This window comes from Kitasatospora sp. NPDC059795 (assembly GCF_042732175.1).
Taxonomy (GTDB): Bacteria; Actinomycetota; Actinomycetes; order Streptomycetales; family Streptomycetaceae; genus Kitasatospora.
In genome coordinates, this window is record NZ_JBHWID010000014.1 from 218,861 (window position 1) to 231,035 (window position 12,175).

General features: G+C 73.8%; 10 protein-coding genes and 2 rRNA genes. 7 read left to right on the plus strand and 5 right to left on the minus strand.

All coding sequences use genetic code 11. The annotated features are described in order from the left end of the window. Positions 1 to 195 precede the first annotated feature (195 nt). Positions 196 to 975 (plus strand): ComF family protein, encoded by a 780-nt coding sequence (locus ACFV4P_RS26835; protein ID WP_073815444.1) that lies wholly within the window; start codon positions 196 to 198, stop codon positions 973 to 975. Here ACFV4P_RS26835 and ACFV4P_RS26840 read toward each other — a convergent pair. Genes ACFV4P_RS26840 through mtrA form a run of 3 tightly spaced genes read right to left on the minus strand, consistent with a single transcriptional unit; the run spans position 959 to position 5,584 of the window. Next, positions 959 to 2,824, minus strand: a complete 1,866-nt coding sequence (locus ACFV4P_RS26840) for an LpqB family beta-propeller domain-containing protein (RefSeq protein ID WP_380475268.1) — start codon at positions 2,822 to 2,824, stop codon at positions 959 to 961. The genes ACFV4P_RS26835 and ACFV4P_RS26840 overlap by 17 nt on opposite strands. Further along, positions 2,799 to 4,904, minus strand: a complete 2,106-nt coding sequence (mtrB, locus tag ACFV4P_RS26845) for an MtrAB system histidine kinase MtrB (RefSeq protein WP_380475270.1) — start codon at positions 4,902 to 4,904, stop codon at positions 2,799 to 2,801. The genes ACFV4P_RS26840 and mtrB overlap by 26 nt, the downstream gene beginning before the upstream one ends. Positions 4,905 to 4,906: 2 nt before the next feature. Then, entirely contained in the window at positions 4,907 to 5,584 is a 678-nt protein-coding gene (mtrA, locus tag ACFV4P_RS26850) for an MtrAB system response regulator MtrA (protein WP_030459579.1), read from the minus strand. Positions 5,585 to 5,810: 226 nt separating this feature from the next. On the opposite strand from mtrA, the gene ACFV4P_RS26855 reads away from it, so the two are divergent. From ACFV4P_RS26855 to ACFV4P_RS26880, 6 genes are all read left to right on the plus strand, one after another. Continuing rightward, complete coding sequence (locus ACFV4P_RS26855) at positions 5,811 to 6,920, plus strand: glycerophosphoryl diester phosphodiesterase membrane domain-containing protein (RefSeq protein WP_380475272.1); 1,110 nt, start codon at positions 5,811 to 5,813, stop codon at positions 6,918 to 6,920. A 5-nt stretch (positions 6,921 to 6,925) separates the two neighbouring features. Further along, the gene (locus ACFV4P_RS26860) at positions 6,926 to 7,600 is read left to right on the plus strand and encodes a DUF4129 domain-containing protein (protein ID WP_073815453.1); all 675 of its coding nucleotides are present in this window, start codon (positions 6,926 to 6,928) and stop codon (positions 7,598 to 7,600) included. Further along, positions 7,597 to 8,835, plus strand: coding sequence for a DUF4350 domain-containing protein (locus tag ACFV4P_RS26865; protein WP_380475274.1), 1,239 nt, complete (start codon positions 7,597 to 7,599; stop codon positions 8,833 to 8,835). The genes ACFV4P_RS26860 and ACFV4P_RS26865 overlap by 4 nt, the downstream gene beginning before the upstream one ends. Then, a complete protein-coding gene (locus ACFV4P_RS26870; RefSeq protein ID WP_073815454.1) occupies positions 8,814 to 9,818 on the plus strand; it encodes a MoxR family ATPase in 1,005 nt (334 codons plus the stop codon). Before ACFV4P_RS26865 ends, ACFV4P_RS26870 begins: the two co-directional genes overlap by 22 nt. Before the next feature lie 112 nt (positions 9,819 to 9,930). Next, positions 9,931 to 11,244 (plus strand): DUF58 domain-containing protein, encoded by a 1,314-nt coding sequence (locus ACFV4P_RS26875; RefSeq protein ID WP_380475276.1) that lies wholly within the window; start codon positions 9,931 to 9,933, stop codon positions 11,242 to 11,244. 89 nt (positions 11,245 to 11,333) lie between these two features. After that, entirely contained in the window at positions 11,334 to 11,807 is a 474-nt protein-coding gene (locus ACFV4P_RS26880; RefSeq protein WP_380475278.1) for a hypothetical protein, read from the plus strand. A gap of 80 nt (positions 11,808 to 11,887) precedes the next feature. Here ACFV4P_RS26880 and rrf read toward each other — a convergent pair. Together rrf and ACFV4P_RS26890 are read right to left on the minus strand one after the other, a co-directional pair. Continuing rightward, a 5S ribosomal RNA gene (gene rrf, locus ACFV4P_RS26885) occupies positions 11,888 to 12,004 on the minus strand. A 78-nt stretch (positions 12,005 to 12,082) separates the two neighbouring features. Next, positions 12,083 to 12,175, minus strand: a 23S ribosomal RNA gene (locus ACFV4P_RS26890); the annotation flags it as partial.

Here is a 12,175-nt window from a genome sequence, read left to right on the forward strand (position 1 = left end):
CCCTTATGCAACACCTCACCCGGGGATCTCGCCTCCCCAGTCGAACGAACGTACCGACAAGCGTTTGACAGTCCGGCTGTTCCTCCCTGTCTACCCTCCTACGGGTGAAACAGTGGTAAACGGCTGGACAACACGCCTGGCACCACCGACCGTATGGCTGAACTCGCCGCCCGGCGAGCGTTCCGGAGGGTTTCCGTGACGAGCCGCAGCACCGCCCACCGGCCCGGATCCGGCCCCGCACCGGTCCTCGCCGCCCTGCTCGACCTGCTGATCCCCGCCCGCTGCGCCGGCTGCGGCGACGGCCGCACCGGCCTGTGCCCACCCTGCCGGGGCCTGCTCGACGGCACCGCCGCCGGGCCCGCCGGGCCGCTGCGCCCGCCGCCCGGCCTGCCGCCGGTGCACGCCGCCGCCCCCTACGCCGGGCCGGTGCGCCAACTGCTGCTCGCCCACAAGGAACGCGGCGCGCTGCGGCTGGCCGGCCCGCTCGGCGGCGCACTGGCCGCCGCGGTCCGCTCCGCCACCGGCGCGGGCGCCGCCCCGCTGCTGCTGGTGCCGGTGCCGTCCGCGAAGGCCGCCACCCGGGCCCGCGGCCACGACCCGATGCTGCGCCTGGCCCGGGCCGCCGCCCGCGAACTGCGCCTGGGCGGGGTGGCGACGCTGGTCGCCCCGGTGCTGCGGCAGGCCCGTCCGGTCGCCGACCAGGCGGGCCTGGGCGCGGCCGAGCGGCACCGCAACCTGCACGAGGCGCTGACGGTGCCGGCCCGGCTGGCCGCCCGGCTGGCCGGGCACCGGCTGGTGCTGGTGGACGACCTGGTCACCACCGGCGCGAGCCTCGCCGAGGCGGCCCGGGCGCTGCGCGCGGCGGGCTGCCCGCCGCGGGCGGCGGCCACCGTGGCGGCGGCCGTCCGGCGCGGCCCCGGGCCGGTCCTGCGGGGCGCGCCCGCCGGGGAGGCCGGGCTCAGCCCGGGTAGATGAACGCCGCGGGCGTCGCCTTGCTGGTCACCGCGTGCCACTGGTTGTCCTTCAGCCGGTACACGCCGTTGCCGGACGCGGCGAGCACCGCCGGGCCGACCTGGTCGGCCTGCACCCGGGCCTCGGTGGCGGACAGCGCCGTCATCGACTCGCCGCCCTGCAACGGGGATTCGGTGGACTGCGAGCCGTCGGTGCCCAGGAAGTGCAGCTGCTGCAGCCGGTCGGTCTCCTTTCCGAGCACCACCAGCTGATCGGTGTCGCTCCAGGAGACGGCGGCGACCTCGGCGAGCTGCGGGGCGGGCTCGCGCAGCCCGGTGATCCGGGCGGTCGGGGCGGCGGCGGTGCCGCCGTGCGTCACCAGGCCGAGCGACAGCTTGGTCTTCCCGTCGGGGCCCCGCAGCAGCAGCGCGATCCGGGCGCCGTCGGAGGAGATCCGCAGTGCCTGCACGGAGCGCTTGTCCAGCCCCTCCACCGTCACGGGGACGACGGTGGGCTCGCGCACCATCAGCACCCGGGGCGCGGCCGGGTCGCGGTCGACCAGCCACAGGTCGCCGCGGCCGTCCCAGCTGGGCGAGGCCAGGCCCTGCGGGGCGTGGCTGGAGACGAGCGGCTCGCTGTACTTGTCGGACGCGGTCAGGCCGGCGCGGTACAGGTTGCGGCCGTCCTTGTCGATCACCGCGACGGCGTTGCCGTCCCGGCGGACGGCGAGCTCGCCGGGCCGCGGCTGGCCGCCCTGCGCGGGCTGCCCGAGCACCCCGGCGACCGGGACGGGCTCGGCGGCGGCGCCCGGGCCGGGGTCCCCGCCGGGCCGGCCGTAGCGGGTGAGCCGGCCGTCGGCCAGCTGGATGTACGCCTGCATGCCGCTCTCGCCGCCCGCCAGCGCGCCCGGCGCGACCACCGCGGCGTCGGCGCTGCTGATCGCGCAGCCGCCCTTGGGCGAGGACAGTTCGAGCCTGCTCAGCTTGCCCTGCTGGTCGGCCAGGGTCTGGAAGAACTGCTGGGCCAGTTGCTGGCAGCCGGCCGGGTTCTTCCCGAGCTCGACGCCGTCCACCTTGACGGAGGCGACCCGGTTGTCGCCGGCGGTGGCGCTGAGCACCTTGACGCCTTCGATCGGGCTGGTGACCACCGGAGCGAGCCACAGCGAGGGCCCTTCGACGGTGGCCCGGACGGCCTCGGTGAGCGGATCTATTCGGCGGCGCAGGTAGATCGGGTCGGGCACCAGCACCGGGTTGGCCTGGACGCGTTCGCTCGGGTCGGTGACGGCGAAGAAGTACCGGTGGACCGGCTTGTAGGTGTTCTTGAAGTTGGTCAGGTCGACGATCAGGCCGTCGGGCAGCTCGTTGATCCGCCACTGGCCGGCGTCGGGGCCCTCGGCGACCTTCACGAACGTGAAGGTCTCCCGGTACTCGCTGGAGCGGGCCTGGTAGGTGTGCCGGACGTCGAGTTGCGCGACCTGCGTGCCGGTGACGTTGATCGGCACGCTGGTCTCGTCCGGTCCGGGAACGGGACGGCCCAGCCGCGGGGGTTCGGCCAGCACCACGACCTGCGCGTCGGGGCGCCAGCGCTTGGCGGCGTCCGCGGTCAGGTACTGCTTGGCGGTGTCGTAGTTGGCCTGGTCGGCGTTGGAGGAGTCGAGGAAGCCGGCCAGCAGGTCGCCGGGGCTCTCGCCCTTGTGCGGGGCGACCGGGTAGACGTGCACCTGGACGCCGTCGGCGGCGCCCTGCGGCACCTCCAGGCGGTGCGCCGCGCCGCCGGACGGCATCGCGACGCAGCCGGTGGCGGTGATCGCCAGCAGTGCCGCGCCGCCCAGGGCGCGGGTCCGCCGATCAGTCGTCCTGTCGTTCCTGTGCACCGGGGGTCCCCTCCTGGTCAATATCGGCGCCGTCCGGTGCGGGCGGGGCCGGCTGCGTCGGGCGGCCACCCCGGTCCACCACGATCTGTGCGCCGGTGGCACCGTATCCGGCAGCCCCGGCACGGACGTCGGACGGGTCCGCGACCGGGGCGGCGCTCGGCCGGCCCAGGCCCGGGCCGATGCTGAGCACGCCGCCGAGGCCGGAGCCGAAGGTGGAGCGCTCGTTGGTGTCCGGGGTCTCCGGAACGGCGACGGGCTCGCCGCCGCGCACCGCGCGTCGGTAGGGCGTGCCGGCCGAGGCCATGCCGCGGTTGTGCCGGGAGTCCTCGGGCTCCAGCCGGAACGGGGCCCGGGAGATCTCGCCGCCGCGGGTGCGCGGCAGGGTCAGCCGGAAGTGCGAGCCGCCCCCGGGCTCGCCCCAGGCCTGGAGCCAGCCGCCGTGCAGGTGGGCGTCCTCGACGGCGATGGACAGGCCGAGGCCGGTGCCGCCGGTGGTGCGGACCCGGGACGGGTCGGCGCGCCAGAAGCGGTGGAACACCCGGGAGGCCTCGCCGGGCTTCAGGCCGATGCCGTAGTCGCGCACGCCGACGGCGACCGCGCCTTCGCCCGCGCCGAGCCGGATCACCACGTCCCGGCCCTCGCCGTGTTCGAGCGCGTTGACCACCAGGTTGCGCAGGATCCGCTCGATCCGGCGGCTGTCGACCTCGGCGATCACCGGGGTCTCGCCGCCGCGGATCAGCACCGCGCTGCCCTTGGCGCGGGCCAGCGGGTCGGCGGCCTCCACGACGCGGGTGACGATGTCGCGCAGGTCGACGGGTTCGGCGTCCAGGATGGCCGCGCCGGCGTCGAAGCGGCTGATCTCCAGCAGGTCGGCGAGCAGCGACTCGAAGCGGTCCAGCTGGTCCTGGAGCAGCTCGGCGGAGCGGGCCGCCATCGGGTCCAGGTCCTCGCGGCTGTCGTAGATCAGGTCGGCGGCCATCCGGACGGTGGTCAGCGGGGTGCGCAGCTCGTGCGAGACGTCGGAGACGAACCGCCGCTGCACCCGGGAGAGCTCCTCCAGCTTGCGGATCTGCGCCTGCAGTCCGTTGGCCATCCGGTTGAAGGAGTCGCCGAGGCGGGCGATGTCGTCGGTGCCGGTGACCTTCATCCGCTCGTCGAAGTGCCCGGCGGCCAGCCGCTCGGAGATGCCGGCGGCCATCCGCACCGGGGTGACGACCTGGCGGACCACCAGCCAGGCGATGCAGCTCAGCAGGATGACCAGGAACAGCCCGGCGGTGGCCAGCGTCCCCATCACCAGGTTCAGGGTGCTGGTCTCCTGGTAGAAGGAGAAGACGTAGTACAGCTGGTACGGGTTGCCGTCGGGCCCGTTGAACTGCTTGCCGATCGCCAGGCCCTTGTTGTCGTCGGGCTTGGCCTGGCTGTCCGGCGAGCGGAGCAGTTTGACCGGCTGCTCGTGCGGGACGGACGGTTCGGCGGCGACCAACTCGCGCATCTCGTTGGTGATCGTGTCGGGCAGGATCGAGCCCGAGTAGCGGGCGCCGCCGCGCAGGCCGGCGCTGGCGGCCGTGTCTTCCTGGCCGCCGGGCCCGATCGCGATCACCGAGTAGACGCCGGCGCCGCCGGACGCCAGGTCGGAGACCTGTTTGGTCAGCCAGGCGTTGATCTGGTCGCGGGTCGGGTCGGCGGTCGCGCCGGCCTTGGCCTGCAGGTTGATCGCCTCGTTGATCTTGTCCTGCTCGATCTGGAAGCCGCCGATGGCCTGCCCGTGGGCGGCCTTCTGCTTGGCCTCCAGCAGGCCGGTGCGCACCTGGGCGACCACCACCACGCCGAGCACCAGCACCACCACGAAGGACAGCAGCAGCGTCGCCGCGACCACCCTCAGCTGGATCGAGCGGCGGTACAGCGACAGCACCCGGCCCACCGGGTGCCGGAACTGCCGGATGACCGGCGCGAACAGCGCCGTCCACCACCGCCGCCGGCGCGGCTGCCCGGTGGTGGAACTCAGCACGTCGCCGCGCACAGCAGCCTCCCCGCCGGAGAAGTCGTCCGACGGGGAGGCGGCGGCCTGCTCCTCGCTCATCCTCAGCTGGGCCCGGCCTTGTAGCCGACGCCGCGCACGGTGACCACGATCTCCGGGCGCTCCGGGTCCTTCTCGATCTTGGAGCGCAGGCGCTGCACGTGGACGTTGACCAGGCGGGTGTCGGCCGCGTGCCGGTAGCCCCAGACCTGCTCCAGCAGCACCTCGCGGGTGAACACCTGCCAGGGCTTGCGGGCCAGCGCGACCAGCAGGTCGAACTCCAGCGGGGTCAGCGGGATGCCGCGGCCCTCGCGCTTGACCGAGTGCCCGGCGACGTCGATCACCAGGTCGCCGATGGTCAACTGCTCCGGCGTGGGCTCCTCGGCCCGCCGCAGCCGGGCCCGGACCCGGGCGACCAGTTCCTTGGGCTTGAACGGCTTCGTGACGTAGTCGTCGGCGCCGGACTCCAGGCCGACCACGATGTCGACCGTGTCGGTCTTCGCGGTCAGCATGACGATCGGAATGCCCGACTCGGCCCGGATCTGCCGACACACGTCGATGCCGTCCCGTCCGGGCAGCATCAGGTCGAGCAGTACGAGGTCCGGCTTGGTCTCCCGGAAGGCGGCCAGCGCCTTGTCCCCGTCCGCGACGAAAAACGGCTCAAAACCCTCACCACGCAGCACAATGCCGAGCATCTCGGCAAGTGCGGTGTCGTCATCGACGACGAGGACACGTCCCTTCATGGCTCCATCTTCTCATCACCCCAATGTGACCTGACGCACAGCTGTTCCGTTGCCGGCCCCCCGGCCGTCGACCGAAGCAGTCATACCATCGCAAAGGTATCGGCTCCTGGGCCCTGCTCGGACCGTTGCGGATCAGCAACGGGATACCCCTGGGGTACGCGTGCGCACCATGGCACGATGTCACCCCGAAGCACCTGTTCCAGGGTGCCCCGTCGAGGAGCGTCGATTGTCCGAGACCCCGGGTTGGACTTCACCCGGTTCTCCCGAGCCAGCGCCCGGGCCGTCCGAAACCGGCCACCCGGCTCCCCCGGCCCCGCAGGCCGCCGCCACGCTCGCGCCTCCGCCGCCCGGACCGCCCGGTCCGGCCGGTCCGGCCGGACCGCTCGGACCGACGCCCGGCATCATCCCGCTGCGCCCGCTCGGCTTCGTCGAACTGATGGACAGCGCGTTCGCCCTCGTCCGCACGTACTGGAAGGCCGCCTTCGGGCTGAGCCTGATCCTCGCGTGCTTCGTCGAACTCGTCCAGGCCGGCGTCTCCTGGTGGATCCACGTCTCCGGCAGCTACTTCGACGCGGTGTTCTCCACGTACTACACGGTGCCGCTCGAAATGCTGGCCGGCGTGGTCTCCACCGGCCTGCTCACCCCGATCCTCGGCAACAGCCTGCTCGGCCGTGACACCACGGCCAAGGAGGCCTGGGCGCAGACCCGGCCGCACCTCGGCCGGCTGGCGCTGCTGGCCCTGGCGCACACGCTGATCATGATCATCGTGTTCGCCGCGCCGATCGCCCCGCTGGTGGCGCTGGCCGCCCTCGGCGACCAGCCCGCCTGGCTGCTGCTCGCGGTGCCCGCCGTGCTGCCCGGGATCTGGGTGTGGACCAAGCTGATCCTCGCCACTCCCGCGCTGGTCCTGGAGAAGCAGACCGTGGTCGGCGCCCTCAAGCGCTCCTGGCGCCTGGTCCGCGGCTCCTGGTGGCGGATGTTCGGCACGCTGATCGTGTTCGAGCTCTTCATCGGCCTGCTCGCCGCGGTGCTCACCGTCCCCGGCGAGCTCGTCACCTTCTTCATCGGCGCCTCGCCGTCGAACCTCGGCCACGTCTCCGACGGCGACGCCGCGATCGGCATCGGCATCATGGCGGTCTGCGGCATCCTCGCCAAGACCCTCACCATCCCGCTGGTCGGCACCCTGTTCGCGCTGCTCTACGTCGACCAGCGGATCCGCCGCGAGGCGCTCGACCTCGAACTCGCGGCCGCCGCCGGCCTGCCCGGCCACTACCTGCCCGCCGCCGCCACCGCCACCGCGCCCGTCCCGGGCCAGTACCCTCCGCCGGGAGTCTGATCATCATGGGACTTCGGGGGGGAGGGGTGCTGCTCGCGGACAGCATCCCGGTCACCGTGCCGCGCGACGCCGCCCGCGACGCCGCACACGAAGAACTCCGCAAAGCCATCTACCACCAGCACGAACCCGGGCTGGTCGAGCGCTTCATGGACTGGCTCCAGCACCAGCTCGACCGCCTGACGGGCAGCGCCGGCGCACCGCTCGGCGGCGGCGACGGCGCCGCCCTGGTGGTGGTGCTCGTGCTGCTCGCGATCATCGCCGTGCTGCTCTGGCGACGCTACGGCCGGCCCCGCCGCGAGGCCCGCTCCAAGGGCCTGCTGTTCACCGCCGACGGCCCGCGCAGCGCCGCCCAGCACCGCGCCGACGCCGCCGCCCACGCCGCCCGCGGCGCCTGGGCCGACGCCGTCCGCGAACAGATGCGCGCCCTGGTCCGCGGCCTGGAGGAACGCACCGTCCTCGACCCGCGCCCCGGCCGCACCGCCGTCGAGGCCGCCGCCGAAGCAGGCCGCAGCCTGCCCGATCGGGCCCGTGAACTCGCCTCCGCCGCAAGGCTGTTCGACGACATCGCGTTCGGCGAGCGGACCGCCGACGAAGCGTCCTACCGGCTCCTGGCCGACCTCGACCGCGCCCTCGAACGCACCCGCCCCACGCCCGTGGCGGCCGGCGGAGGAACCGCATGACCACCACCGCACCCCCGCCCGCCACCGCCGACCCCGCCGAGCTGCCCGCCGTCGACCGGCCGGACGCCGCGCCCCGCACCACCCTGCGCACCCTGTGGCGGCGCTGGCGCTGGCGGCTGGTCGCCGTCCTCGCCGTGCTGGTGGTCGGCGCCATGGTCGCCGGCATCCCCGCCAGCAGCTCCTCCGGGCCGCTCGACCCGCGCTCCGGCGACCCGTCCGGCACCCGCGCCGTCGACCAGATCCTCCGGAACACGTACGGCGTCACCAGCCGCACCGCCACCACCGAGAGCGAACTCGCCGCCGCCCTGCGCGCCGACGACACCACCCTCGTCCTCACCTTCCCCGCGGAACTGACCGAGCAGGAAATCACCCGGCTCGCCGCGATCCCCCGCGGCGCCAACAGCCGGCTGGTGCTGCTCGACCCCGACCACTCCGCGCTGAACGCCTTCGCGCCCGGTGTCTCGGGCGCCTCCTACGTTCCCGAGAGCACCGTCGTCGCCCCCGCCTGCACCCTGCCCGAGGCCGCCAACGCCGGTGCCGCCGAACTCGGCGGCGAGAGCTACCACCTCGGCGCCCACGACGTCGGCTGCTATCCGGACGCCGACGGCCGCCACAGCGTGCTCAGCCGCACCACCGGCAGCCAGCAGGTGATCGTGCTCGGCAGCCGGCGGATGTTCACCAACGAACGCCTCGACCACGAGGGCAACGCCGCACTCGCCTTCGGCCTGCTCGGCGCCCACCACCAGCTGGTCTGGCAGCTCCCCGACCACGCCGTCGCCACGCCCGACGCCCCGCACGACAAGACCATCGGCGACCTCGTCCCGGCCGGCTGGAGCTGGGGCGCCCTGCAGCTCCTGTTCGCCGCCCTGCTGGCCGTCGTCTGGCGCGCCCGCCGACTCGGCCCGGTGCTCAGCGAACGGCTGCCCGCCGTGGTCCGCGCCTCCGAGACCACCGAGGGCCGCGCCCGGCTCTACCACCGCGCCAACGCCCGCGGCCACGCTGCCGAAACGTTGCGCCGCGCCGCCCGCCGCCGGACCGCCACCGCCCTCGGCCTCCCGCACACCTCCGGGGACCCCGACCCGGCCGCCCTCACCGAGGCCGCCGCCGCCCGGCTCGGACGCCCCTCCGCCGACCTCCAGCAGCTGCTGTACGGCCCGGCCCCCTCCGACGACGCCGCCCTGCTGCGGCTCGCCGACGACCTCGACGACATGGAATGGCAGGTACGACAGCCGTGACCGACCAGCTCTACAAGACCGACCCCGGCCAGACCCGCGACGCCCGCGCCGCCCTCACCGGCCTGCGCGACGAGATCGGCAAGGCCGTGGTGGGCCAGGACGCCGCCGTCACCGGCCTGGTCGTCGCGCTGCTCTGCGGCGGCCACGTCCTGCTCGAAGGCGTCCCCGGCGTCGCCAAGACCCTGCTGGTCCGCACCCTCGCCACCGCCCTCGACGTCGAGACCAAGCGCATCCAGTTCACCCCCGACCTGATGCCCGGCGACGTCACCGGCTCGCTGGTCTACGACACCCGCACCGCCGAGTTCTCGTTCCAGCCCGGGCCGGTCTTCACCAACCTGCTGCTCGCCGACGAGATCAACCGGACCCCGCCGAAGACCCAGGCCTCGCTGCTGGAGGCCATGGAGGAGAAGCAGGTCACCGTCGACGGCGAACCCCGCAAGCTCCCCGACCCGTTCCTGGTCGCCGCCACCCAGAACCCCGTCGAGTACGAGGGCACCTACCCGCTGCCCGAGGCCCAGCTCGACCGCTTCCTGCTCAAGCTGGTCCTCCCGCTGCCCACCCGCGAGCAGGAGTTCCAGGTGCTCTCCCGGCACGCCGGCGGCTTCGACCCGCGCGACCTCGCCGCGGCCGGCGTCCGGCCCGTCGCCGGCCCCGCCGACCTGGCCCAGGCCCGCGCCGAGATCCGTGCCCTCACGGTCTCCCCCGAGGTCCTCGCGTACATCGTCGACCTGGTCCGCGCCACCCGGAACTCGCCCTCGCTCGCCATGGGCGTCTCCCCCCGCGGCGCCACCGCGCTGCTCAACACCTCCCGCGCCTGGGCCTGGCTGGCCGGCCGCGACTACGTCACCCCCGACGACGTCAAGGCCCTCGCCCTGCCCACCCTCCGGCACCGCATCCAGCTCCGCCCCGAGGCCGAGATGGAAGGCACCACCGCCGACAGCGTCATCCAGGCCGTCCTCGCCCAGACGCCCGCGCCGCGCTGAGGCCTGTCCGCAACCGTCGGCGCCGCCGGGGAGAGAGCGCCGACTGCCTCTCCCCCGGCGGAAGTTCGGCCACCTACGCGTCCACTGCTCCAGAAAGCGAGCCCCGCACCCCATGGCCCTGACCGGCCGCACGGCCCTCGTCGCCGCCCTCGGCGCCCTCCTGGTCGGCCTCGTGCTCCCCTCCTGGACCGGCATCGGCGTGGTCATGCTGCCGCTGCTCGCCGCGATCGTCGCCGACCTGGTGCTCGCCGCCCCCGTCCGCCGCCTCACCCTCGAACGCTCCGGCGACCCCAGCGTCCGCCTCGGCGAAGCCGTCACCGTCGACCTGCTCGTCGGCAACCCGTCCCGCCGCCCGCTGCGCGCCCGGATCCGCGACGCCTGGTACCCCTCCGCCTGGGCCCCCGGCACCTCGCTCACCGCCTCCCGGCACTCCGTCACCGTCCCCGCCGGAGAACGCCGCCGCATCACCACCCGCCTCGCCCCCACCCGGCGCGGCGACCACCGCAGCGGACGGGTCACCGTCCGCTCGCTCGGCCCGCTCGGCCTGGCCGGCCGCCAGGCCAACCTCGACGCCCCCTGGCGCGTCCGCGCACTGCCGCCGTTCGCCAGCCGCAAGCACCTCCCGTCCCGCCTCGCCCGCCTGCGCGAACTCGACGGCCGCACCTCCGTGCTGACCCGCGGCCAGGGCACCGAGTTCGACTCGCTGCGCGAATACCTCCCCGGCGACGACGTCCGCTCCATCGACTGGCGCGCCAGCGCCCGCCGCAGCGTCGTCGCCGTCCGCACCTGGCGCCCCGAACGCGACCGGCACGTCCTCGTCGTCCTCGACACCGGCCGCACCTCCGCGGGCCGCGTCGGCGACGCACCCCGTCTGGACGCCGCCCTCGACGCCGCGCTGTTGCTCACCGCGCTCGCCACCAAGGCCGGCGACCGGGTCGACCTGCTCGCCCACGACCGGCAGCGCCGCGCCGCCGTCGCCGGACGCTCGCCCTCGGAGATCCTCCCCGCCTTCACCGACGCGATGGCCCTCCTGGAACCCGCCCTGATCGAGACCGACCTGCGCGCCATGGTCTCCACCGCCCTCCGGATGGCCCCCCACCGCTCGCTGATCGTCCTCCTGACCGGCCTCGACGCCCACCAGATCGAGGACGGCCTGCTCCCGCAGCTCCCCCTCCTCGTCAAGCGCCACGAGGTCGTCCTCGCCTCCGTCGCCGACCCCCGCCTCGACGAGCTGGTCGACACCCCCCGCACCACCGTCCGCGACGTCTACGGCGCCGCCGCCGCCGAACAGACCCGCGCCGACCGCCGCCGCACCGCAGAGCTCCTCACCCGCCACGGCATCACCGTCCTCGACGCCCCACCCGAGTCCATCGCCCCCGCCCTCGCCGACACCTACCTCACCCTCAAGGCCGCCGGCCGCCTCTGACGCCCCCTCGGGCCCCTCCACCCCCAGCCACCGGACTTCCCGGGAGGGCTGGGGGTTTCTCTGTATCCTTCGCCGCGGAGGTGGGCGCTGTGGAGATCACCGCGCAGTGGGTCAGGACGTTCTGGACCAAGCAGTCCCGGGGCGGAGACGCCGCCACTCGTCGCAACGCGGCCCCCGTGGGCTTCAGGATGCCGCCCACACCCGCCCCGTCCGCGCATGTCGTCCGCATGTACGAGGAGGACTCCTTCGAGCCGCGGGAGACCCTGGAGGCGCGTCGCAGCCTCGCAGTCGGACTCCGGGAGGCGGACGGCCGGCTGCGAGTACTTCCTCGCGTGGACCCTCTGTTCGGCATTCCCCCTCGCTCACGCAGGCCGCCGGCGGTGCGGCTCCAGCCCGGCCAGTGGGTGCGGTGGCAACTGAACTACCGCTTCAGCAGCGCGGCCGGGATACGGGGCTGGTCGTACTGGATGGACACCTTCAACGTCGCCTACGGCCCTGCCGATGCCGACATCTTCCTGTCGACGCCGACCGTGTACATCGATGAGCGTGGGCCGGTGCGGTAATACCCGGAAGTGCTTCGGGAATGGTCCGGGAACGCGAAAAAGCCCCCCGCCGTGAGGCGAGGGGCTTTCCCTGAAAGATTGTTCGGCGGCGTCCTACTCTCCCACAGGGTCCCCCCTGCAGTACCATCGGCGCTGTGAGGCTTAGCTTCCGGGTTCGGAATGTAACCGGGCGTTTCCCTCACGCTATGACCACCGAAACACTATGAAACTGTTCACCACCCACCCGTATCGATGGGGGTCGTTGTTTCAGAACAACACAGTGGACGCGAGCAACTGAGGACAAGCCCTCGGCCTATTAGTACCGGTCAACTCCACCCCTCACAGGGCTTCCATATCCGGCCTATCAACCCAGTCGTCTACTGGGAGCC

Coding starts and splice junctions, on each gene's coding strand:
- mtrB (WP_380475270.1), bottom strand. CDS start 4,904: ATGAGCGAGGAGCAGGCCGCCGCCTCCCCGTCGGACGACTTCTCCGGC.
- mtrA (WP_030459579.1), bottom strand. CDS start 5,584: ATGAAGGGACGTGTCCTCGTCGTCGATGACGACACCGCACTTGCCGAG.
- ACFV4P_RS26860 (WP_073815453.1), top strand. CDS start 6,926: ATGGGACTTCGGGGGGGAGGGGTGCTGCTCGCGGACAGCATCCCGGTC.
- ACFV4P_RS26865 (WP_380475274.1), top strand. CDS start 7,597: ATGACCACCACCGCACCCCCGCCCGCCACCGCCGACCCCGCCGAGCTG.
- ACFV4P_RS26870 (WP_073815454.1), top strand. CDS start 8,814: ATGGCAGGTACGACAGCCGTGACCGACCAGCTCTACAAGACCGACCCC.
- ACFV4P_RS26875 (WP_380475276.1), top strand. CDS start 9,931: ATGGCCCTGACCGGCCGCACGGCCCTCGTCGCCGCCCTCGGCGCCCTC.